The sequence below is a fragment of the Oryzibacillus soli genome, assembly GCF_051594765.1.
Taxonomy (GTDB): domain Bacteria; phylum Bacillota; class Bacilli; order Paenibacillales; family NBRC-103111; genus Paenibacillus_AR.
This window is the reverse complement of the sequence record NZ_JBPPGJ010000004.1, coordinates 331,779-355,823: the sequence shown is the minus strand read 5'-3', so window position 1 is coordinate 355,823 and position 24,045 is coordinate 331,779. Positions and strand designations below refer to the sequence as shown.

The 24,045-nt window shown below is 51.6% G+C and carries 18 protein-coding genes; 12 read left to right on the top strand and 6 right to left on the bottom strand.

What is annotated here, in order from left to right:
- Positions 1-103 precede the first annotated feature (103 nt).
- From nikA to ACSEXW_RS07465, 8 genes are all read left to right on the top strand, one after another.
- The gene (gene nikA / locus ACSEXW_RS07500) at positions 104-1,723 is read left to right on the top strand and encodes a nickel ABC transporter substrate-binding protein (RefSeq protein WP_438445486.1); all 1,620 of its coding nucleotides are present in this window, start codon (positions 104-106) and stop codon (positions 1,721-1,723) included.
- 18 nt (positions 1,724-1,741) lie between these two features.
- Entirely contained in the window at positions 1,742-2,686 is a 945-nt protein-coding gene (gene nikB / locus ACSEXW_RS07495; RefSeq protein WP_438445485.1) for a nickel ABC transporter permease subunit NikB, read from the top strand.
- On the top strand, positions 2,683-3,525 hold the full coding sequence (gene nikC / locus ACSEXW_RS07490; protein WP_438445484.1) for a nickel ABC transporter permease subunit NikC: 843 nt from the start codon (positions 2,683-2,685) through the stop codon (positions 3,523-3,525). Before nikB ends, nikC begins: the two co-directional genes overlap by 4 nt.
- Positions 3,526-3,532: 7 nt before the next feature.
- The gene (locus ACSEXW_RS07485; protein WP_438445483.1) at positions 3,533-4,366 is read left to right on the top strand and encodes an ABC transporter ATP-binding protein; all 834 of its coding nucleotides are present in this window, start codon (positions 3,533-3,535) and stop codon (positions 4,364-4,366) included.
- 16 nt (positions 4,367-4,382) lie between these two features.
- A complete protein-coding gene (nikE, locus tag ACSEXW_RS07480; RefSeq protein WP_438445482.1) occupies positions 4,383-5,204 on the top strand; it encodes a nickel import ATP-binding protein NikE in 822 nt (273 codons plus the stop codon).
- The gene (gene cntE, locus ACSEXW_RS07475; protein ID WP_438445481.1) at positions 5,201-6,415 is read left to right on the top strand and encodes a staphylopine family metallophore export MFS transporter CntE; all 1,215 of its coding nucleotides are present in this window, start codon (positions 5,201-5,203) and stop codon (positions 6,413-6,415) included. Before nikE ends, cntE begins: the two co-directional genes overlap by 4 nt.
- A 256-nt stretch (positions 6,416-6,671) precedes the next feature.
- Entirely contained in the window at positions 6,672-8,015 is a 1,344-nt protein-coding gene (locus tag ACSEXW_RS07470) for an O-antigen ligase family protein (RefSeq protein WP_438445480.1), read from the top strand.
- A 479-nt stretch (positions 8,016-8,494) separates the two neighbouring features.
- Positions 8,495-11,554, top strand: coding sequence for a CBM35 domain-containing protein (locus tag ACSEXW_RS07465; RefSeq protein ID WP_438445479.1), 3,060 nt, complete (start codon positions 8,495-8,497; stop codon positions 11,552-11,554).
- A 62-nt stretch (positions 11,555-11,616) separates the two neighbouring features.
- Here the strand turns inward: ACSEXW_RS07465 and ACSEXW_RS07460 are convergent, their stop codons facing one another.
- The 3 genes from ACSEXW_RS07460 to ACSEXW_RS07450 form a co-directional block, all read right to left on the bottom strand.
- Positions 11,617-13,029 (bottom strand): family 43 glycosylhydrolase, encoded by a 1,413-nt coding sequence (locus ACSEXW_RS07460; protein WP_438445478.1) that lies wholly within the window; start codon positions 13,027-13,029, stop codon positions 11,617-11,619.
- A gap of 95 nt (positions 13,030-13,124) precedes the next feature.
- On the bottom strand, positions 13,125-14,753 hold the full coding sequence (locus ACSEXW_RS07455) for a response regulator (protein WP_438445477.1): 1,629 nt from the start codon (positions 14,751-14,753) through the stop codon (positions 13,125-13,127).
- The gene (locus tag ACSEXW_RS07450; RefSeq protein WP_438445476.1) at positions 14,750-16,549 is read right to left on the bottom strand and encodes a cache domain-containing sensor histidine kinase; all 1,800 of its coding nucleotides are present in this window, start codon (positions 16,547-16,549) and stop codon (positions 14,750-14,752) included. The genes ACSEXW_RS07455 and ACSEXW_RS07450 overlap by 4 nt, the downstream gene beginning before the upstream one ends.
- Before the next feature lie 117 nt (positions 16,550-16,666).
- Between ACSEXW_RS07450 and ACSEXW_RS07445 the strand changes: the two genes are divergently transcribed.
- The 4 genes from ACSEXW_RS07445 to ACSEXW_RS07430 all read left to right on the top strand — a co-directional run bounded on the left by ACSEXW_RS07445 (position 16,667) and on the right by ACSEXW_RS07430 (position 21,426).
- The gene (locus ACSEXW_RS07445) at positions 16,667-17,545 is read left to right on the top strand and encodes a carbohydrate ABC transporter permease (RefSeq protein ID WP_438445475.1); all 879 of its coding nucleotides are present in this window, start codon (positions 16,667-16,669) and stop codon (positions 17,543-17,545) included.
- Positions 17,545-18,381, top strand: coding sequence for a carbohydrate ABC transporter permease (locus ACSEXW_RS07440; RefSeq protein ID WP_438445474.1), 837 nt, complete (start codon positions 17,545-17,547; stop codon positions 18,379-18,381). Before ACSEXW_RS07445 ends, ACSEXW_RS07440 begins: the two co-directional genes overlap by 1 nt.
- 107 nt (positions 18,382-18,488) lie before the next feature.
- The gene (locus tag ACSEXW_RS07435; protein WP_438445473.1) at positions 18,489-19,835 is read left to right on the top strand and encodes an ABC transporter substrate-binding protein; all 1,347 of its coding nucleotides are present in this window, start codon (positions 18,489-18,491) and stop codon (positions 19,833-19,835) included.
- 154 nt (positions 19,836-19,989) lie between these two features.
- Complete coding sequence (locus tag ACSEXW_RS07430; protein WP_438445472.1) at positions 19,990-21,426, top strand: S41 family peptidase; 1,437 nt, start codon at positions 19,990-19,992, stop codon at positions 21,424-21,426.
- Between the two features lie 7 nt (positions 21,427-21,433).
- On the opposite strand, the gene vanX is transcribed toward ACSEXW_RS07430, so the two are convergent.
- Genes vanX through vanH form a run of 3 tightly spaced genes read right to left on the bottom strand, consistent with a single transcriptional unit; the run spans position 21,434 to position 24,043 of the window.
- On the bottom strand, positions 21,434-22,042 hold the full coding sequence (vanX, locus tag ACSEXW_RS07425) for a D-Ala-D-Ala dipeptidase VanX (RefSeq protein WP_438445471.1): 609 nt from the start codon (positions 22,040-22,042) through the stop codon (positions 21,434-21,436).
- A gap of 5 nt (positions 22,043-22,047) precedes the next feature.
- Positions 22,048-23,079 (bottom strand): D-alanine--(R)-lactate ligase, encoded by a 1,032-nt coding sequence (gene vanA, locus ACSEXW_RS07420; RefSeq protein WP_438445470.1) that lies wholly within the window; start codon positions 23,077-23,079, stop codon positions 22,048-22,050.
- Positions 23,072-24,043 carry a D-lactate dehydrogenase VanH gene (vanH, locus tag ACSEXW_RS07415; protein WP_438445520.1) on the bottom strand — a complete coding sequence of 324 codons (972 nt, stop codon included), beginning with the start codon at positions 24,041-24,043 and terminating at the stop codon, positions 23,072-23,074. The genes vanA and vanH overlap by 8 nt, the downstream gene beginning before the upstream one ends.
- Between the last annotated feature and the right edge of the window lie 2 nt (positions 24,044-24,045).

The window sequence follows — 24,045 nt, the reverse complement described above, 5'->3', positions numbered from 1 at the left end:
GAAGGGATTATCCTATACTGACCCTTGTCATTGATAAAGATTATCATTATCAATTATATCATCTTGATGGATACAATTGAATGGAGAGGGGTTCGTTTCTCGCATGTTAATTTCCAGAAGCAAGCTGCTTGTTGTACTGTTGCTGATCGTTAGTACCGCACTGTTCGGGTGCTCCAATCAGAAATCCGTCAAGTCCGATACGGAAGCCTCTTCGGCTCCGAAGGAGAAGACCATCACCTTCTCTTGGCCCAGAGATATCGGTCCCATGAATCCCCACGTCTATAACCCTTCCCAATTGATCGCTCAATCGATGATTTACGAGCCCCTCGTGGCGTATACAGAAGGCGGCAAGCTGGAGCCCCACCTGGCCGAATCCTGGACAGTATCCCCTGACGGAAAAGAGTACACCTTCAAGCTTCGTAAGAACGTCAAATATTCCGACGGCTCGGCATTTAACGCCGCCAGCGTGAAGAAGAACTTCGATGCGATCATGATCAACGCCAAAAATCACAGCTGGCTCGGGGTATTGAGCCGTCTGGATAAAACCGAGGCAGTCGATGAACAGACGTTCAAGATGACTCTGAGTCAGCCCTATTCCGCCGCTGTGCAGGATCTCGCCGTGGTGCGCCCGGTCCGGTTCCTGGGAAATGCCGGATTCCCCGATGACGGAGATACCTCCAAAGGTGTGAAGCAGTCCGTCGGAACCGGACCGTGGATGCTGACGGATTACAAGAAAGACCAATATGCCGAGTTCAAGCGCAACCCCAACTACTGGGGGCAGGCTCCCAAGGTTGATAAAATCGTCATCAAGATCATTCCGGACGGCGAAACCCGGGTCCTTGCCTTCGAGAAGGGCGAGCTGGATCTGATCTTCGGCGAAGGTGTCATCAGCATGGACGCATTCAAGCAGCTGAAGGCAAGCGGGAAGTATCAGACCTCCCTGTCTGAGCCTGTCGCAACCCGGTTGCTGGTAATGAATACGAAACGAGAGGCACTGTCGGATCTTAAGGTACGGCAAGCCCTTCAATACGGCTTCAATAAAAAGGCCATGGTCGATGGCATCACCGCTGGCCTTGAGGAGAAGGCGGACAACATTTTGTCCAAAAACTTCCCTTACACGAACATTAACTCAGCTCCGGTCGAATACAACGTGGATAAAGCGAAGACTGCCTTGGATGAAGCAGGCTGGAAGCTGCCGGCTGGCAAGACCGTCCGCGAGAAGGACGGCAAGCCGCTGGAACTTGAACTGATCTTTGAGAAGTCGGACCAAATCCAAAAGCCGATGGCCGAAACCCTGCAGGCGGAATGGGCCGCCATCGGAGTGAAGCTGAAAATTACGGGGCTGGAGCTGACGGAGCAGATCAAACGGTTCCGGGGCAACGAGTTCGACTTCAACTTCTCGTCCAACTACGGCTCTCCGTATGATCCCCACTCGTTCATTCATATTGTGAAAGAGAAATCCTTCGGCTTCTCGGACGCATTAACCAATATAGCGGGCAAGCAAGAGCTGGACCGGCAGATCGGGGAAGCTCTCCTCTCCACGGATGAGGCGAAGCGCAAGGAGCTCTACGGTTCGATCCTGAAGCATTTGCAAGAGCAATCGGCACTGGTGCCCCTATCCTATATCAAGAAAACAGCGGTTTATCAAAAGAGTGTGAGCGGATTCGCATTCCCCGCTAACCGCGAGGATCATCCGTTCAATGTCATGGATAACAGCAAGTAAACATCGGGGAGGCTTAAGATGGCCAGCTTTATAATCAAAAGGATACTTGCCGTTATCCCCATCTTCCTCTTCGCTACCCTGCTGTCCTTCGCCATGATCCACCTCTCGCCGGATGATCCGGCGGAGGTTTACCTTACCGCCGCCCATATTCATCCCACAGAAGAAATCCTGGCCGAGGTCCGGCATGAATTCGGCCTGGACCGGCCGCTGTGGGTCCAATATGTTCAATCCGTCGTGAAGATGTGCCGGTTAGACTTCGGCACATCTTATATTACGAAGGGGGCTGTATGGGACGAGGTTCTCTTGCGGATGCCGGCAACGCTGCAGCTGGCTGTCAGCAGCATTCTTTTGGCCATGGCCGTCAGTGTGCCTCTGGGCTTTTTGTCAGCCATCTATAAGAACAGCATCATCGATCATCTCTGCAGAGGAATCGCCTTTGTCGGCGCTTCGATCCCGCAGTTTTGGCTCGGCTACCTGTTAGTCTTTTTCCTGTCTCTGAAGATGGATTTGCTGCCGGTTCAGGGGAAGGGGACATGGATGCACCTGGTCTTGCCCTCCATGACATTGGCCATGGGACTGATCGCAATCTATACGCGGCTGCTTCGGGGAACCGTACTGGAGCAATTGCATGAGCCCTATGTGCTGTATGCGCAGGCCAGAGGGGTCCGGGGATGGAAGATTATGAGCAAGCATGTGCTCCGCATCGCCATTTCTCCAATGATCACGGGCCTGGGCATGAATATGGGGAAGCTTCTGGCAGGGACGATTATTGTGGAAGAGGTTTTTTCTTGGCCTGGTTTCGGCCGGTACTTTGTCGAATCGATCTTTAACCGTGATTTGCCGGTCATCCAATGCTATGTATTTCTCGCGGGCTGCATCTTCATCCTGTGTAACCTGATTGTGGATGTGCTGCTGATGCTCATCGATCCCCGAATCTCCCGGAAAGGAAGAACCGTACAATGATTGCGATGGCCCGGGCCACGCTTAGAGGCCCCAAGATTATTACGGTATGTCTAAGCATCCTGATTGTACTGGTTCTGGTTACGGTGTTCGCTCCTTGGCTCGCCCCGCACGATCCGATCCAGGTGAATCTTGCGAACAAGCTGCAGTCCGCATCGTTCGATTATCCGTTAGGTACCGACCATCTGGGCCGCTGCAACCTGTCCCGGTTGTTATACGGTGCCCGCTTTTCTCTTGGCTTCGCCGCCTTGATCTTCGTCGCATCCCTGGGGATCGGGCTGGTTGTCGGTTCGATTGCGGGGTACAGAGGCGGGGTTATCGATTATATCCTGATGCGATTCTGTGACGGGGTGCTGGCTTTTCCCAATCTGGTGCTGATCCTTGGGTTGGTGGGCATATTCGGACCGGGCTTATGGCAGGTCGTGCTGGCGATGATGCTTGTGCAGTGGGTTTATTACGCCCGGATGTTCCGCGGGATGATCATGAGCTTGAAGGAGCGTCCGTTTATTACGGCTGCCAAGATCAGCGGATCCTCGGAGCGAACCATCATCCTGCGGCGCATGCTCCCCAATGTGCTGCCACCCGTAGCCGTTATGGGCGCGCTGGAGATGGGCTGGGCAATCATGGATATCTCTGCATTATCCTTCCTAGGGCTGGGTATTCAACCGCCCGCTCCGGAGTGGGGGGCGATGATCCATGAAGGGAAACAGTATATTCGAAGCCATCCCGAGCTGATGCTCTATCCCGGTATAATGATCCTCTTGGTCATCGTCACGTTCAACCTGTTGGGAGAAGCATTGTCGGAACGATTCAGCGTCAAGCGGCGCTTGGAAAAGGAATGAGGCCTCCATGATCGGGCACACGAATGAAACCTTGCAGGTAACGGGCTTGCAGGTTTCCGTCCTTACAGCAGCAGGCCAACAGCGGCTTGTACATGGCATTGATTTGGGAATCCGGCCGGGCCAGGTGCTGGGTCTTGTGGGTGAAAGCGGCAGCGGCAAAACCATGACCTGCCTCTCGATCCTGCAGCTCCATGACGGGAAGACGACCTGCATCGAAGGCAGTATCCGCCTGAACGGCCGGGAGCTGAACGGCCTTCGGGCCGGGGACATGCGGCGGGTCCGCGGGAAGGAAATCGGGTTCATTATGCAGAACCCGATGAATGCTTTCTCCCCCGTCTTCACTATTGGCAACCAATTCGTCGAAACCATCCGCTCCCATACGCAGCTCAGTAAAAAACAAGCGCTGGACCTGGCGGCAAGCGCTTTGCACGATGTGAATTTGCCGGATGCCTCTTCCTTGTTGCGGAGATATCCCTTCGAGCTGAGCGGAGGCATGCTGCAGCGTGCGATGATTGCCCTTGCGATGTGCATGCAGCCGTCCCTCCTGATTGCGGACGAGCCGACGACGGCGCTTGATACGGCCAACCAGCTCCAGGTGCTGCGTTTGCTGGATCGCATCCGGAGGGAACATGGAACCTCCATATTGCTGATCTCGCATGATCTGGGCGTCATAGCGGAGCTGGCGGACGAGGTCGCGGTGATGCAGCGCGGAGAGCTTGTGGAGAAGGCCGATGTATACAGCTTGTTTGATCATCCTCGCCATCCATACACGAAGCAGCTGATGGAATCACGTCCAGTGATGCCGGGGGCAGAACGCAGCGAGGAGCTTATCCTGTCATGAGGGAGGAGGTTGCCCGATGATCCTGCTTGAAGCTAAGGAAATATCACATGAGTATGCCTCGCGAAGCCTCTTTAGACGGATGCCACCACAGCCTGTGTTGTCCGGCATTTCCGTCTCAGTGGAGCAAGGCCGTTGTCTGGGGCTTATCGGAACGAGTGGGGCGGGCAAGAGCACCTTGGGTAAGGTGATTCTGGGGCTGGAGAAGCCGCAGCGGGGCAAAGTGCTTTTTCAAGGGATCGACCTGTACGGGGCGGATGCCGCCACACGCAGGAGGCTGCGAAGGGATCTGCAGGCCGTGTTTCAAGATTGCTATTCATCCGTTAATCCCCGGATGACGGCGGAGCAGATTATTTCCGAGCCTCTTCTTAACTTCGGAAAGCCGACACCCTCTGAGCTGAAACGGTCGGTCGGCGGACTGCTCGAGAGAGTCGGGCTCCGCGTGGAAGACATGCGCAAGCAACCGCACCAGTTCAGCGGCGGTCAGCTGCAGAGAATCAATATTGCAAGAGCCATTGCGCTGAAGCCGAAGCTGATCGTATTGGACGAGGCGGTCAGCAGTCTCGATATGGCCACCCAGTCCCATATCCTGCAATTGCTGAACGAACTGAAGACCTCATACGGCCTTTCGTATCTCTTTATTACGCATGACATCAAAGCCGCATATGCCATCTCCGACGCCATAGCTGTGATGGAGCACGGGAGGGTTGTGGCGTACAGTGCTGATCCGGGGGGGCTTCACCGGCTTAAGCATCCCAGTGTGGAGACACTCTTCGGTTCCATGCTTGCGGAACATCCCCGACAGCGCTCGGTTTCTGGGCTGCACGGAGACCGGAGATGAAGCATGCGGAACGGAAGGGCCCTTTGTCGTCCGGCCCTCTGCGGCTCTACGCATTGACAGTGCTATTCTTCACCGCCAATGCCTTTCTCACGGTCATTCTTCCGCTGCAGAGCGATGCGAAGGGAATGGAACAAGGCGAAATCGGCCTCATGATGGGCGCCTATATGTTAACCTGTATGTTGTTCCGCCCCTGGGCAGGTCAAGTGATCAGCCGTATGGAGGCATGGAGGTTGATGCGACGCTTGGTCATCGTTCACGCCGCCTGCTTGGTGTTATACGCTTTATCGGATACGAAGAGCCTGCTCTGGCTCATGGGGCTGCGGGCTATGCAAGGTGCCGTGACGGCTTTCTTCTCGATGACGATGCAGCTCGGGATGGTGGACATGCTTGCTGAGTCGGACCGGGCGCAGGGAATGTCCTTATATACCCTGTCCACCATGCTGCCGCAGCTGTTTGCGCCAGTCATGATTCTCGCAGTATGGAAAACGGGGGATTGGCCAGCGATTGCGGCCATTCTGCTTGTGCTAGGATTCCTTACCGGACTTGCCGGATATAAGGCACCACTGCCGGCGTCTCCAATGAATGGCGGAGCCGTTACTTCCCGCGACATGCTCCAGTCATTCACCCAGATATGGAGAAACCGCAGCCTATTCGTCTGTTCCGCCGTCATGCTGGCTGTAGCTAGTCTGTACGGGACGGTACTCACTTTTTTGCCGATTTATCTGGAGCATAGAGGGGAGGGGCATGCCGGCTATTATCTGACGCTGCAGGGGTTCGTTGTGGTGATCTGCCGGTTTGTCCTTCGCAAAGCTCTGCCGTCCGACGGCCGGTGGGTGCCATGGCTGGTCGCAGGCCTGCTGCTGTCGGCGGTTACCGGCTCACTGCTCCTTGCCTTGCCGGAAACCGTACATAACGGGGTCTATCTGTCCGCAGTTTGCAACGGTATAACCATCGCTCTTGTATATCCCTTGCTTGTCACCTACTTGACCTTTGTTCTGCCCGCTTCCCACAGAGCGGTGCTGCTGGGATTGTTTATTTCCTCGTATGATTTGGGTTTCTCGGCGGGTGCCATGCTGATGGGAATGGTATCCCAATGGTCCTCGTACTCCGGTATGTTCTTCGTTTGCAGTGGAATTATCCTTGCGTCTCTCGTAATCGTTCTGCTGAACAAGGATCGGATGCATGGAGCCAAAGGCCGTTCTATCATATAGTATCTTTTTCAACAACAACGGAGCCACGCAGGTAAGCGGGCTCCGTTTTATTCGTTGCGAATCAAGGATTCTCCTAATGCAGGCGCAGTATTGTAAAATCACTGATGAACGAATATTGTAAACTCTATGGATTGGACCGAAGGTAGGACCTTGTCCCGGCAAAATTGGGTATAAGGCCGTCTTCGTATGTACACATTTTAGGTGGATTAAATATCGTATACTAATGGTAAATACAACTAGAGAGAAGTGATAGGAAGTGGAGCTCAATATCAACCCAAAATTCGTTTGGGTCAAAGGGGCCTTTTTACTGTTTTTTGGATTGTTCCCCTTTTTCATCTATTTCTTAGGTGACCCACTAATCTATTTGAAATACTCGATCAAGTCCCATGATATGATAAAAGCAACCTATTTCAAATATTTTACAGTAGGATTACTGCTTTGGGTTCTGATTCAGATTTTGCGCAAGCGAATTCGTATTTCTTCGAACCGCATCAATTGGATTATTATGGCAGCCATTCTCTTTTTGGGTTTGGCAGTAACAAGCACGGTATTCTCCGTAGATCCGAAAATGTCGGTTAATGGCTACACGCATAGGAACGAAGGATTACTGGCCTTCATCGGCTATATCGGGGTCTTCTTATTTGCGGCATTTATGTTGGTCGAGGAGAAACATCAACGGCTTATGCTCCTGATCTGTACTTGGAGCTCCGTTATCGTTTCGGTTTATGGAATTCTGCAGCATTTTCGTGTGGATTTTTATCAGAATTACGGAATAAAGGACAATCTTGAGCGTGCCTACGCTTTTTTTTCAAACCCCAATTTCTTCTCGACCTATCTGATCCTTCACATTATTCTTGCCATGGCTCTCTATTTAACAGACAAAAGGACTTATTCCTTATGGTCATACTCCATAATCATATGTCTCCAGGTCACTGCGTTGATATACACGTATACGAGGAGCGGGTTATTAGCCTTAGGCTTCAGCATTGTGCTGCTGTCCCTGTGGATCTATGCTCGGCAAAGAAGTTTGTGGTTGCGTTGGGGTATTCTAGTCTGCTTGATAATCGCCATCATCACCGCTCTAACGATTGTGGATGGGACACAGAAGGGACTTTTCATGAGGGCAACAGGTACCATGAATGAGCTGAAACATATTAGTGAGGGGGAGGGAGGGAAAGCCGGAAGCTCTCGAGCCTATATTTGGAAAAAAAGCTTAGATATTATCCCGCAATATCTTTGGCTCGGTTCGGGACCGGATACCTTTGCACTTGTTTTTCCGGACATACCTTCAGAAAAGCAACAATATTTATACGATGAAAATATTATTGTGGACAAGGCACATAACGAATTATTACAACTCCTTGTGACACTGGGACTGCCTGCAGTTTTGGCCTATATCGCACTAGTGTCGGGCGTGTTGATCCGTTCATGGAGGGAGCTTCGTAGGAGAACAGGCTCGCAGGCTGTAATGAGTGTTTGTCTGATGGTGGTTATTTGTGCTTATCTAGTTCAAGCTATGTTTAATATAAGTGTGGTCACAGTTGCTCCTTATTTTTGGATGCTGCTTGGGTTGTGTTATGCACGTACGCGGACTTCTTAGAGAATTGACCGATATAACGATGGGGTAATCCGTTGCCGGCAATGGCTGCGGATTGCCCCATTTTTAGTCATCATGCTTTTCGGGACTCTCAATCGACAACGGTTCGGTGCGAGGGAGAGAAGGGCAAGTCGCCGGAAGAAAAATGGGCATTCAATTCAAACCATGGCATTTCCCGCTATGTTGGGAAACTGGTCCGGCCTCAGTGATTTTCAAGGTAAAAAAATGATAGAAGATAGTAGAAAAAATCAATTACTAGTGTTAAAAGGTTATCTTAACACCTGATTTTTAGTGCAGATATTGCAATAAAAGGTGCATTTTATCAAATTTACGCATCCAGTTTGATGGACTACAATGGAAATTGCACCCAGTATTTACTCGGATGTTCCATTATGTATAGAGAGGTGGGAATCGATATGACATGAGGCAGCTATTCATAATATTCTTGAAAGCGGATACATTAAGAGAAAAGGAGAATACTGATGAAGAGAAAAAGCCCGGTATTGCTGCTGTTGGTGATCCTGCTGCTCATAATCCCCAACCAGGTATCGTTTGCAGAAGTAACTACCAATTACCAGAACCCGTTGATGCGCGGGGCGGACCCTACTATTGTCAGGGCGGATGACGGTTTCTATTACTCGGGTTTCGGGATGGATGGGGGGATCTACATTAAGAAAGCACAAACCATTCTCGGGGCGGGAACGGAAAAAAGCAAGCTGGTTTGGTCCAGGCCTAAGGATTCGGCGGAGATCGGATTTATATGGGGGCCTTATATCTACAGGCTGGATGGGAAATGGTACATATACTTCACCTCCGGGCAAGAGAACTCCTATGGGTATGGACATCCCAATTCCTACGTAATGGAGAATGCGTCACCGGATCCATTTGAAGGCACCTGGGTGCTTAAGGGCGGAGCCAACGGGAAATTGAACACGGAGGGCAACGGATTAGCCTGCGGAGTGGTAACCCTTGGGGGCAAGAGGTATTTCACGTATACCAAATACTTTTGGAATGAAGCTCAGGATAAATTTGATGAGGCTCCGACAATCGTTGAGATGGAGAATCCATGGACCTTAAAGGGCAAGGAGGGTACGTTGGCCCGCCCGGTCTATGATTGGGAGAAGAACGGTGGCAGCATTAATGAAGGCGCTGCGGTTGTGGAGAGAGCAGGGAAGATTTATTTTGCTTACTCGGCTAGCAGCTTTATGAATGATAACTACAGTGTAGGCTTATCGACGGCGAATTCACAGAGTGACTTACTGAACAGTAGTAACTGGACGAAGCACCCTGTACCGATCATGTCCAAATCCCCTGAGAACAGCTCGTTTGGACCGGGGTCCCCGCTATTTGTCAAATCGGGAGATGGCTCGGAGGATTGGCACGTTTACCACGCGGGACCGGTTGGCGGGCAAACGGGCTCGAACCGGTGGGTAAGGGCGCAACGCATCAATTGGAATGAGGATGGTTTTATTAACCTTGGAATTCCCTCTCATCCGGATACCGCGCTGGGTAAACCGTCAGGGGAAGAAAAAAGCGAGGTTTATGAAGCGGAGGATGCTTCTTACTCCGGAGTGACGAGAAGGATTCTAAGCGACAGTGCCAAAAGCTCCGGCAGCGGAGTTATGCAATATATTAATGGTGGCGGAGGCTTTGTTGAGTTTAATGTCAATACAGAGTCGGCCGGTAGCTATGCTCTGAATTTCAGATATAACAATATGACTAATGCGGACGTTTCTATGAAGCTCCAGGTGAATCAGGGAAGCAGCAGGGATCTCATCTTCCGGTCCAATGCCGGCAATAGTTATAATTATGATTTACTCCGGGTAGAGAATGTCCAGCTTCAGGCGGGTAGCAATAAAATCCGTCTTACAGCGAATGTGGCCAACGGATTGGTGCTCGATGCCTTGCTCCTAAAAAAAGGCGCCATGTACGAAGCGGAAAATGCGATTTTGACCGGCGGTGCCGCCCAAGCCACCAACCACAGCGGCTATTCGGGATCAGGATTTGTGGAAGGCATGTGGAATAAGGGGGCATCGGCTCAATTCTCTCTGGACGTGCTTTATGCGGGAAATTATTCGGTTAAGCTGCGTTACGGCAATGGACTGACAGAGGACAAGACGCTGAGTGTATATGTAAATGGTATTAAGGTGAAGCAGGTCCTGATGTTAGCCCAAGGAAACTGGGACAAATGGGCGGAGCGTTATGATAATGTGGAGCTGAAGGCCGGAAGGAATACCATCACCTATAAATATGACGAAGGTGACAGCGGGAATGCCAACCTGGATTCTATCAGCGTCACGGAAGCAACGACATGGCATTATGAAGGTGAAAATGGAACGCTTGCAGGGAGTACCCTTATAGCAGCGGACCATACCGGATTTACAGGTACAGGTTTCGTCGCTGGGCTGACAAGCATCAATTCGGCTGTTACCTTCTCTGCTAATGTGGAGAATGCTGCCATGTACGATTTGAAGCTGAGATTCTCCAACGGTGATGCCCAAGGGAAGACCATGAGCCTCTATCTGAATAGGGTAAAAGTTAAGCAGCTTTCCTTCCCCAGTACGGGGAATTGGAACACCTGGAGTGAGATGCTGGAAACGGTAACCTTGAATAAAGGGAATAACTCCATTACCTTACAAATGGATTCCAATGATTCGGGAGGCATAAATATCGACAATCTTCATGTGAACAAACGGATTCCCTGGAAGTACCAGGCGGAAGAGGCTGTCATTACGGGAGGTTCCCGTACGGCCACGGATCATATGTGGTATGAAGGGACAGGGTTTGTCGGAGGCTTCGAAAACGTTAACGATTCGGTCAAATTCAATGTGAACGTCCCCAATACGGCATCTTACACATCAACCATGAGGTATTCGGGGGCGCAAACGGCAAATATAACCATGAGCTTGTATGTCAACGGCACCAAATTGAAGCAGGTTTCTTTGGCTCCAACAGCCAGTTGGGATTCCTGGGCTGAAGCAACGGAGTCCGTCCGGTTGAACGCCGGAAACAATACCATTGAATACAGACGGGAAAACAGCGATACCGGGCGGTTCAATACGGATAGCATTACCATAGATAAATTCAGCGGCGGTAATACAGGTCTCGCCAAACGCAGCGTCGTTTCCGGAACCGTTTATAAGCTCTTATCCAAACGCAGCGGTAAGGCGTTGGATGTCTCGGGTTATTCCTCCAGCCCGGGGGCGTTGGTTGATCAATGGGCTTATGTTGGCGGCAATAATCAGAAGTGGGAGATGGTTGATGTCGGGGAAGGATATTTCAAGATCTATTCGGCCCACAGCGGGCTTGTGCTGGATATTGTAGCAGGATCATCCGATGGGCAGATCAACCAAGCTGCATCCGCTGACAAGGACAGTCAGAAGTGGAAGTTGGAACAGGTGAATGAATATTATAAGATCGTGAATAAAAGTAACGGCAAAGTATTGGACGTAAGCAACGAATCTTATGATAACGGTGCAAATGTGCATCTCTGGGATTATGTCGGCAAGGATAATCAGCTGTGGACAATAGAAACACCGTAAGCAATAAAGACCTGCCCTCCATCCATGGAAGGCAGGTCTTTTGATGGTTATGCTTTCTTTCACTACCGGAGTACATCCAGGCAGTCCAGCTCAGCGTCGTTGCTGAATGGGGCAATGGAAAGGGTATTGCCCCCCTTGTTCAGGTGAACGGCCGTCGCATACATTCCCCAATGATTTCTGCCGGAGAAGTTCACGAATACATCGTTCTCCTGCTTATCGTTCACGCTCAGGCTCAGTGAGGCGGGCGCCAGGCTCGACGTTCCGTTGCATACGCGGAAGGACAAGACATAATCCCCGGCTTCCGAAGCATTCACCGTCCACTGGAGGCTTCCTTTCCCATCCTCGAATCTCACCTTCGCTCCTCCCGAAGCGGTGTCCTCTTGCTCTGCAACGGCCCCTTCGGAGAGCTTCGCTTCCTCCGCTTCATATCTTGTCCGTTTCGGTTCTCCCGAGGGCAGAGGAATGGGGGAATCGGGGGGGACGGGTGCCCCAAAATTCGGCGTATCATCCGAATTCCAGGTGAATTTCTGCGCGCGAACGTTGCGGGTCCAGCCGGCTCCCTGCCACCGAGCCGTATGGTAGACGATCCAGTCCTCGCGGCCATCCGGGGACTGGGTCAAGCTGTGGTGCCCGGGGCCGTAGATCCCGCCGCTGCTGGCGAAGAGAGGTTCGCTCCTCTTGGTCCACGAAGCGGGGTCCAGCAGATTGGCGGTGACCGGAGCCGTGACGAGTGCAAGGCAGTAGCCGTCAGTCCAGCTTCCGCTGGCGGAATAGACCAGATTGATGGTACCGTTGCGTATGGTCAATTCCGGCCCCTCGTTCACCTGGGGGGAGGTGTTCGTCTCCCAATCGTACCGGGGAGTGGAGATCATGGTACGGGCAGAGCTGATGGTCCATGGATTGCTCATCTTCGCAATGTACAGATTCTGCTTGTCATTTACTGTCTCTTCCCATCCGGACCAGACGAAATACCGGTCCTTCCCAACCGTCAGCACGGTGCCGTCAATGGCCCAACTGTCGGTGGCGTCGGCTATTTTTCCCTTGAAGGTCCACTCTCCGGTCATAGGGCTGCTGCTTGGGTTCTCCAGCACATACATCCGGTGGTTCTCGTTCGTGCCGTCATCCGCGGCAAAATAGATGTACCACTTCCCGTCCAGATGGTGCAGCTCCGGAGCCCAGAGGTTGGAGCTGTACATCGTTCCGGGGGGAGGCGTCCATATGGTCTTGGACTCGCCCGCACCGATGCCGGTCAAGGTCCTTGCACGCCAGAGCTTCACATTTCCCCCCGTGGTTTGGGTGTAATAATAGTACCCGTCCGTGTGCTTCACCATCCACGGATCCGCTCCGTCCTGCATCACGACATTATAGAAATCCGCAGCCTTATGGCCGTTTGTATCCGCGCCGCTCCTAAGCTGTACCACCGTCATCACCGACCCAACCGCCAGAATGGCCATACCGATAATGAAATACAACATTCTCCTTGTTCTTCGCATTATGAATGTCTCGACTCCTCTCACATTCGCCGGATGCTGCGCAGGCCTGTTCACGCACCAACCGGGAATGCCCTGGTTCAGGACATTCCCATCGACATTTTGTGTTGTCGGAATTGATTCGGAGAAAGGCCGACGTGCTTTTTAAATACCTTGTAGAAGTACTTCTCATCCTCGAAGCCGACCCTCTGTGCGATCTCGGAGATTCGCAGGTCAGGATTGTGCAGCATGACCTTCGCTTTCTCCATTCTCATCCGGGTCAGGTAATCGGGAATGGTCTCCCCGTATTCCAGCTTAAACAGCCGGGAGATATAGCCTTTACTAAGGAAAAATTTGGCAGAAATAACCTGCAGGGAGATGTTCTCCTCACAGTTGTTTTGGAGGTATGCAGCAATCTGATGGGCCACGCCCCGGTGCTCCATATTCATCTGTTTGGCGGAACGAATGATGCGGATCAAGTCGTGGGCCAGCTGTTCGGACCACTCGGTCAAGGCAAAATCGCCGTTGCTGTGATGCGGCAGCGACATACGCATGACCAGAATGGAGTCCGGGATCTCCATATATTTCTCCAGCAGCCATCGTTTCAGCAGAAGCTTGAATTCGAGTATCCAATCCTCCAGCATCCGGTACGAGAGATAGCCGGAGGCATGCAGATGCTCCACCCATTGATGGAACACCTGCCGGATCTGTCCTTCATTCTCGGAATCGACAGCGGCTCTCATGCCCGCCTCGAAGGCGAAAAAGTAAAGCGGTCTGTGTCCGGCACCGCCCGCCATATCTTCCAAAGGATCATCTGCCCGAATCCATGCAGGGGAGGGCGAGAGAAGATTACGTTCTCGAAGCAGGTTCTTGACTTGGGATTTCAGAAGATGGATGCCGGACGGGAATGGGCCGCGATGGCTTACCGCAATCAGGCAGGAGGCGCCCAATACAAGCTCCATCCCTTCCCGGACGGAGCGCAACATCGCTTCCTCTGCGCTGTCGGAGTCGCGAAACACGATGATGTAGATGGAGGAGGGCTCTTGAACGGATTGGAACACATACCCTTGGCCGTCAGGAAGAACCTCCGCACAGATATTCATGACCGTAAACGGCAGGAGGTCGGGATTGGCGGCGTACTTGATGCGGATCGTCTCGTTGAAGGTTCCGGTATCGAGCAGGATAAGTCTGCATGCCGTCTCCGGTTCAGATAAGCCGAACTCTTGCTTGATCTCACGGACGAGGGCGGGGGTGGGCTGGGAATCTAGAATGGAGGACAGCAGATTGGTTCGGTAGATGGAGTTGAAGGTGCTGAGCTTCAGATTCCGCTGATTGGCTTCCAGCTCCATAGCCCGGTCTCCTTGAATGGACTTGACGGCCCTGCGGATGGTGTCCTCCATCTGGGAAGCGACGATGGGCTTCAGGATATAGTCGATCCCTCCATACTTCATCGTCTCCCGGACCAACTGCATGTTGCTGTACCCGCTGATGACGATGACCCGAATTCCAGGATGGTGGTCGGCAATCCAGGTCATCAGGCCGATTCCGTCCTTCATCGGCATCATCATGTCCGTAATGACCAGGTTCGGCTTATCCGACCGGATGAGCTCGATCGCCTCATCCCCGTTGGAGGCCTCCCGGATGGAATGGAACCCGAAGGCTTCCCAGTCCATCAACAGCCGAACGGCCCGTCTTACTTTGCGCTCGTCATCTACAATCAAGAGTTTCATGCGATATTCTCCTTCCCGGATACGGGGATCATCAGGGTGACTTCCAGGCCGGATGGAATATGGTGCTCCAGACGGACGGTTACTTCGTTACCGAAGAACAACCGCAGCCTGCTGCAGACATTCATCAGACCGATATTCTGCTTCATCCCGATCTGCGGGGTGGTCTCTTGTCCCAGCAGGTGCTGCAGCTCCAGACGCTTGATTTCGGAGAGCCCCTTGCCGGAATCGATGACCGACAGCACCAACCCATGGTTCATCAGACGGCAGACAATCCGGATGGTACCCGGGATACCGTCGCCCAAGTATCCGTGCTTGAAGCAGTTCTCGACCAAGGGCTGCAGGATCATCTTCGGAACCCGAATATCAAGGGCAGCCTCGTCCAGCTCGTACTCGACCTGCAGCTTGTCTTCAAACCGGTGCTCTTGTAGCAGCAGATAATTGGCGATATGCTCGATCTCTTTGCGGAGTGGTACGTCGTTTTCCTCCAGATCCATATGGTACTGCATCATCTGCCCCAGCTTGGAGATGAGGTCATACACCGGTTTGGCGTCGTGATCCAAGGCGGTGGTGCCGATGGTCTGAAGGGCATTGTTGATGAAGTGGGGATGGATCTGCGCATGCAGCGCTTTCAATTGGTTCGATGTATTGGCTAGCTTCAGGTGGTATTCCTTCAGGATCAGGTCCTGAATCCGGTCCATCATCTGTTTGAAGTGATGGGCCAGCAAGCTCAGCTCGTCATTCGGCTTCACGGGAGAGTCGATGGGTGTCAAGACATCGCCGGACTTTACGGAACGGATCACTTGGATGAGCCGCGCAATGGGCTTGGTGAAGTGCCGGTTGGACAGATACAGGGTCGCGGTAATAATGACCAGATGCAGGATGAAGCTGATCCATCCGACCAGCTCTGCGGTATGCCGAGCGTCCTTGTAGAGAGCTTGGTAAGACACCATCTTCACCAGGGTCCAATCCAGGAAATCCTTCCGGTTCCGTTCATAGAACAGCAGCCCGGAAAAGTGAGAGTCCTTCCACTCCATATAGCCACGGCTATCCTTCCGCGAGCCCAACATGGACAGCCATTCGTCCTTCACCCGGTCTCCGGCTTGCAGCTCCCGTTCCGAGTCATAGTACAGGGTGCCTTTCTGGTCGAAGATCGACACGCGGTTCTGTTCCCCTGACAAAAGAGGGTCGGCAATGGATCGGATGCCGTCCAAGCTGACATCAACGGAAAAGTAACCCAGCATCCTTGTGTTGGGCAAGTTGTAGATCGGCATATGCACCGAGAAGACGAGGGGCTTGTCCACCTCCGTCGTTAACAGGTTCAACCCGTAGTCGTGAGCCAGATGGGGTGGTTCCACCTCCGTATAGAAGTCCGGCCGATGGAAGACAGGCACTTGAAAGGCCGTTTCCTGCACGGTTTGGGTCAGTCTGTTCACGACATAGGCGTACTGATCCGCCTCCCGGTACAGATACATCTGGTAGATCTGGGGCGTGTTGATCCGGGTTCCCTGCAGGGCCGCCAGGATGCTGGTGTAGGCCTCGTAACCGGTTTTCTCCTGAATGACGTACTGCTGCAAGGTGGGCAGGGCATAGACGGACATGGTGGACTGATAGATCTCCCGCATGTGGTGGGACATGTTCATGCTGCCTTGCGCCAGCAGGTTGCTGTTCTCCGTAATGGCCTTCTTGACCAAGGTATCCTTCGTCAAAGAATAGGTGGCGAAGACGGAGAAGATGGAGGGTATCAAGGTCAGCAGAAGGATCAGAATGAGCTTGGTGCGCAAATTCAATCTGAACATGTTCAGTTATTCCACCTTTTAGGATGAGATTGTAGGTAGGTCCCGGATGTCCGATTCTTTATCATTACGGGTAAGAGGAGCCGTTGATAGCATCATCTTAAACAGGAGGAATGAAACGTGTCAACGAAAAAAAAGAGGGCGGAGCTGTTCCACCAGTCCCTGTTCCTAGGGCCTGCGATGGTGTTCTTCTTGATCATCGTCATCATCCCGTTCATCTTGGGGGTCTACTATTCCATGACGAATTGGAATGGCGTTTCCAGCGAATCGAGCTGGGTAGGCTTGGACAATTACGTCTATTTGTTCACGGATGATGAGGAATTTCTGAAGTCATTCAACTTTACCTTCCGGTTCACCTTGGTCTCAGGAATCATTAACAATGTGCTGGGACTAGGGTTTGCCCTGCTGCTGACCCAATCCATCAAGCTGAAGAATCTGTTCCGACCGATTCTCCTTCTGCCTAACGTCATCGGGGGGGTCATTCTGGGCTTTATCTGGAACTTTATCTTCGTTGCGGGCTTCGGCGGGATTGCAGAGGCAACCGGGTGGTCCTTCTTCTCAGGCTGGCTGGGGGACAGCATGACCGGCTTCTGGGGAATCGTCATCGTATCGGCCTGGCAGGGGTCGGGGTATCTGATGATCATCTATATCGCGGCATTGATAGGGGTTGAGAGGGATCTGGTGGAGTCGGCCCGGATCGACGGGGCCAGCGGCTTCAAGCTGTTCCGGCATATCCATCTGCCCTTGATCATGCCTGCGGTCACGATATGCGTATTCATGGTGCTGACGGGAGGTCTCCGGATCTTCGACGTGGTCTTCTCCCTGACCTCCGGGGGTCCCTTCGGTTCCACGAAGTCGGTCGCCTACGACATCTGGGATGACTTCTCCGGAGTCTATTACGGCTTAGGCACGGCCAAGTCGGTGGTATTGTTCCTGGCGGTGGCCATCGTGAGCGTCGTTCAGGTCCTGCTGATGAAGAAAAAGGAGGTGGCTTCCTAATGCAAGAATCCAATCGCTACACCTGGAGGCTGTTCCTGGTTGAGGCGGCCTCGACGCTTATTGTCCTGCTGTTCCTGGTGCCGTTCTATTACATTCTGGTGAACTCCTTCAAGAGCTATAAGGATATTCTTCTGGACCCTTCCGCTCTGCCGAAAGAGCTTGTGATGGAGAATTACCGGACCGCATGGGACCGGATGCATTACATCCAATCGTTCGGCAACTCCCTATTCATCACGGTGCTCAGTATCGCAGGCATCCTCCTGATCAGCTCCATGGGGGCCTACCGCATCAGCCGTTACCCCACCCGGTTGAACCGCTTCATCTTCACGCTGGCCATCGCCTCCATGATCATTCCATTCCAGGTGCTCATGATTCCGCTGGTGAAGATGCTTCAGAACCTGAAGCTGATCGGTACGCCGATCGGGGTGATCATATCCTACTTCGGCTTCTTCTTCGCCTTCTCTGCCTTCCTGCTGCACGGGTTCCTGCAGTCTGTTCCCCGGGAGGTGGAGGAAGCCGGTATTGTGGATGGCTGCAGCCAGACGGGGGTATTCTTCCGCATCGTCGTTCCGCTGCTGCGGCCGATTTTTGCCACGTTGATCATCCTTCATACCTTGGCGATCTGGAACGACTTCCTGCTGCCCTATATCGTTCTGACGGACCGGACCTACTGGACGATCCCGCTGCACATCTATCAGTTCTTCGGCGAGTACACGAAGGAATGGAACTACGCCTTGCCTGTGCTGGTATTGGGAATTACCCCTATGGTGGTCTTTTTCATCTTTTTGCAAAAGCACATTGTCCGGGGCATCGCCTCCGGTGCGGTGAAAGGTTGAGATTGTAGAGGGAACAGGTTCAGTTCATCTGTAGTTCTTCAGAATTAAGGCTCACTATAATAAAAGGCGTAAGGACGTTCGATAAGAATATAGGGAGGGTATTAGAAATGAATGCATCGTTCAGCAAAACCGGCAAGCTGGGGGCGCTGCTCCTTGTATCGGCACTGATGGGCTCCACATTGGCCGGGTGCGGCGGGGACAGCAAGGAAACGTCGGCGAGTGCTTCCGCGCCTGCGGCTTCTACGGAAGCGGGGAAGAAAGAGGAGAAGAAGGAAGAGAAGAAGCCTGTTACCCTTACGATCTATCACTTCAAGACGAATATCCAAGATAAGCTGGAGAAAGCGGCCAAGGCGTTCCACGAGGAATATCCGTACATTACGGTGAAGATGGAGACCGGTGCGGAGTATTGGACCACCCTGCAGACGAAGCTTGCGACGAACGCGCTGCCGGACATTTTCCAGAACGACGGTTATACGTCGGCCGTACAATGGAAGGACCAGCTGGAGGACCTGTCCAACGAGCCGTGGGTGAAGCGGGTGTTTGACTTCGCCAAGGAACCGATGACCGTCGACGGCAAGCTGCTCGGCATGCCGATGAATATCGAGGGATATGGGTTTGTCTATCATAAGGATATGCTGGCCAAGGCGGGAGTCGCCAAGCCGAAGACCTTGTCCGAGATTAAGGACTTCGGCGAGAAGCTGAAGGCGCAGGGGATTCCGGCCTTCTCCAATGGCTATAAGGAAGGTTGGGTTCTGGGTGTGCATAATTTCAACATTCCGGTTGCTTACCATCCGAATCCGAACCAGCTGCTGGAAGATCTGAAATCCGGCAAGACCAAGTTTGCGGATGAGAAGGTGTTCCAGGATTGGGCCAATCTGTTCGAGACGACGCTGAAGTACGGGGCCAAGGACCCGATCCTGACAGATTATGCCGCACAGGTGCGCAACTTCGCCTCGAAGAAAACCGCTACCATGCAGCAGGGCAACTGGGCGCAGGCGGACATCACCAAGGTGGACCCCAACGCAGAGATTGGCGTCATCCCGATGGCGATCAACGACGATGCGGCTGTCATGGACAAACTGGCGGTAGGGGTGCCGACAAACTGGGTCATCAGCAAGAAATCCAAGGTGAAGGAGGAGGCCAAGCTGTTCCTGGATTGGCTGGTATCCTCGGAGAAGGGCCAGCAGTTCCTGACCAACGAGTTCTTGTTCATCCCCGCCTTGGATGGCATTAAGTACGATACCAAGGTATTGGGTGGTATTGCGACGGACTTGATCGAATACAGCAAAGCCGGCAAAACCATCGGCTGGCACTTCTCCAAATGGCCGTCCGGGTTTGACGCTTCCATCGCAATGCAGAAGTTTATCGGAGGCAAAACCGATAAGGCCGGGATGCTGAGTGAGATCCAGAAAGCACTGGATGACGCCGTGAAGAAAGAAAAGTCACAAAAATAAGCAGGATTAAAAAGATTAAAAAACCGGAGGGTTTCCCTCCGGTTTTTTTGTCCAATCTCTATTGATGGTTTGAATAGGTTTGGGAAAAATTGTGATGAAGTAAAGGGGAATTGACAGGATTTATAGAATCAACTAATTTTAGGTTGTGTTCTTTTTGGAGAAAATTGAAGAAATGTTAAAAGGTGATTTGATGAACAGAACGATTTCACTGGGGATTAAGGTAATAATGTGTGTGTGCGTTATTGTTGGATGTTATTGCGGATTAGGGGGCAGGACTGTTGAGCGGCCTAGTAAAGCTACAATATCTATCGGCCAATTTCTGGAGCCTAGAGACATGAAAGAGGATTTTGACTTCCTGCTCAAAACCATTTGTGAAGTTCATCCGTCTACTAATACGTTGGGGCAGAACAAAGATTTAGTAGCAGATGTGTATGAACAAATCAAAAACCCGATGTCCATCGCAGACTTTTATTTTCAGATAAGCAAGATATTTTCACTATTCCACGATGGACATACGCGTATCAATGCAACTATGTTTCATGGAGAAAGAATACTCAATGTACCTATATATTGGACGAATGATTACATGATGATTACAGAAAATACTACACAATTTAACAAAGGTGACATCATTCATCGAATCGCCGGCTTTGACAAAGATGCGATACTGCAGTACTTACGTGACATTGTTCCTTCTGAGAATGATAATTGGGTAAAGGCGGTAGGGACAAAGATAATATTAAGAGAATCGGTGCTTAAACATTTAACAGGACAAGATGCACAAGATGTTGATTTTGAAATCGAACGTAACGGTAAATTAGCTCTCGTTAAGGTACCTTATACTCCAATGGATCAGGCGGATTTAAGGTTGCTCAACTACTCCTCACCATACAAACAAATCATTGACTCTTATCAAATTGATAAGGACTACTCATACGGTATCTATAAATTGGATGAATTTATTCTAAATGAAGATTTCGAAAGACGAACTAGAGATTTTTTTATGAACGTAATCGATCAGGGTGTATCCAATATTATCTTGGATGTTCGAGATAACGTCGGCGGAGACTCCAGATGTATAGATGAAATATTGAAATATACGAATATAAATGGCTACAACAATTTTGGTTCAATCACTCGTAATTCAGAACAACTACATGAACAAAGAGGTATAGCATCTGCAGAACCTTATACCTATCATAACTCAATCTTCCAAAAGAATTACAACCATAAATTCAATAAGTTGTTTGATGGTAAAATAATCGTTTTTGTTTCAAAATTAACGTTTAGTTCAGCGAACTGGTTAGGTACGATCATACAAGATAATAAACTTGGTACAATTATTGGAGAACCTACCGGGAATAGCCCCACAAGCTACGGTGATCCATTGTATTTTACACTTCCTGTATCAAAAATGAGGTTTCAGGTTTCACATAAAAAGTGGTTAAGACCCGTTACGATTAACGAGCAAATGGATGCACTTTACCCCGATATTATCTTGTATCCGTCCATGTCAGATATAGTAAATCATAGAGATGTACATTTAGATTACGTAAAGAGTACTATAAGCCGTTTGTCCGATTCGCCGTAACAATTTCCTATAGCACGGGAAAGTCAAAATAACAATCGGGGAACGGTTCGTTTCTCAATACATAGTGCCACCATTCGAGGCGATAGGACTCAAAGCCGCAGCTTTCCATGATGGAGCGCAGCACTCTGCGGTTTTGCGCTTCCATTCTCGTTATCCCTTGAGCCTCATGGTGCGATTGCTCATCCATATAATCGAAGCCGCCTCCCATGGAAACGAGCGCGCCCGTATCGAGGCGGTATAGTGTAAGATCAATCGCGCTACCGCGGCTGTGGCTGGATTGTGCCGCAATGTAACCTTGTGCAACCATCTCGGTCCGCTCGACATTGGGATAAAACCTATCCTTGGTCAGGCCGTCTTCCGGTCGTTCGGACCAACGAAGGAAGCATTCGACCGCGCGTCTGGGCCGATATCCGTCCCATAGAAGCAACCCGTATCCGAGAACCGCCGCTGACTTCTGCACCTCCAGCAGCGCAAGGGCTAAGGCGTGTGTTCCCACGATGCGATTGACCTCATAACCGTCTACCGGTTTACCCGTAAAATTATCCCATGTGGCATATTTGGCATCCCAGCGGACTCCTTGCAGGATGTCATCGATATAAACAAATCCCTTCTCCATGCTTATCAACCCCTTAATGCGAATAGGATCAGGCGGTCAATCAGTTCGGGAAGCGCGATACCTGCAGCAGCCATCATCCGGGGATAACGGCTGTAGGACGTGAACCCGGGCAGGGTATTGACTTCATTCAGCACAATACGGCCATTATCTTGCAGGAACATATCCACACGCGAAAGTCCTCTGCAGCCGAGAGCCTGATAGATTTGTTTGGCGGTGTCCTGTATCCGGCCTCGCTCCTCTGCCGTCAGGTCTGCGGGAACCGTAATGACGGCATTCTCTGAGCCTTGTTCCGGCGCGGCTTCCTGATGGATGCGGAAGAACCCGTGCCGCAGCCTGATTTGGTCCACCTCGCCGACAATCAGCTCGGAACCGGAACCCAATACGGAGCAGCCGACCTCGCATCCTACAACCGCCTGCTCAATTAAGATTTTGCTGTCGTATTGCCTTGCCGATTCGATGGCGGCCTCCAATTCGTCCGCGCTACTTACTTTATGCACGCCATAGGATGAGCCTGAACGCGCCGGCTTAACAAAGACCGGATAGGAAAACGCCTCTGCCTCCGGTGTATCGTCTCGGTTGATCACCCAAAAGTCGGGAGTAGCAAGGCCGGCATTTCTCGCTACGATATAGGCCAGCGATTTATCCATACAGATAACCGAGCTTTGAATATCGCATCCAACATAAGGGATGCCGGATAATTCAAACAGCCCTTGAATGGCTCCATCCTCCCCCGATTTGCCATGAATGACCGAAAAGGCTACATCCACGTGAAGGATCTCACAGTGATGGTTATTTATAACAAGCATTCCCTGCATGCTCTTATCCGGCGAGAGCACGGCTGAATCCCCATTGCCGTTCTCCCAATCCACGCACGGTTTCTCGCATTTTTTCCATGCACCGGACTTCGTAATGCCGATGTAGAGGGGCTCGTATTTGTCGTGGTCCATGTTAGCAGCGATCTCGATCGCGGACTTAACCGACACATCATGCTCCTCCGAGCAGCCGCCGAACAGTATGGCAACTTTCAACCTATCCATGTGCCAGGCTCCTTTCATAATCCAAACAATTTTTGATGATTTGTTCAACGGTATCGCGCAAGGCTTGATCGGTATAGTAAGCGGTATGCGGCGTGATGATCACATTCGGCATTCTTTGAAGCTTCAGTAGAAACGGATGACCGATTGGCTTATGGCTGAAATCCTTGTAGAACCATCCTTCCTCGCCCTCCAATACGTCCAATGCGGCGCCGCCCAGTTTGCCGTTGTCCAATGCCATAACCAGCGCTTCGGTATCGATTAGCGAACCCCGTCCCGTGTTGATCAGAACCGAGCCCTGCTTCATTCTGCTCAATTGTTCGTAGCCGATGATATGTCGAGTATTCGTTTGGAGCGGCACATGAAGGGTGACGATATCGCTAGTTTGCAGCAGCGTATCCAAGGGGACGTAGGGAGCCGCAACTTTAGGGGTGCGATCGTAAGCCAGCACCTGACACCCGAATCCCCGCAGCCGCTCGATGACCGCTTGGCCGATATGGCCGGTTCCCAGAACACCAACCGTCATGTCCCGCAATACCTTGCTACGAACGCTGTCCAGCCTGTAATCCTGTTTTTCTACAGAGTGCAGAGTAGACTTCGCGTGGCGCACAGTCATAAGCATCAGCATCAAGGTATAATCGGCCACGCTATCCGGCGAATACGCCACATTGCCGATGGTGATGCCCATTCTCTTAGCGGCAGTCATATCGATATGGTTGAAGCCAATGCTTCGAGTCGAGATATATTTCACGCCGGCTCTCTTCAGCGCAAGAAGAATAGAGGCGGAGACCTCGGATTTGTGACCCACACTGATACATGGATTGTTCGGGGCTGATCCGGCGTTGGCTTCCGACACAGGGTCGTGCAAGATCGTGGGCATAACGCCAAAGCGCGGCGAAAGGGCGCGGAAAGCATCCGCTTCATCCGGCTCGCATCCATACACGGTAATGCCGATGTTGTTCGTCATGA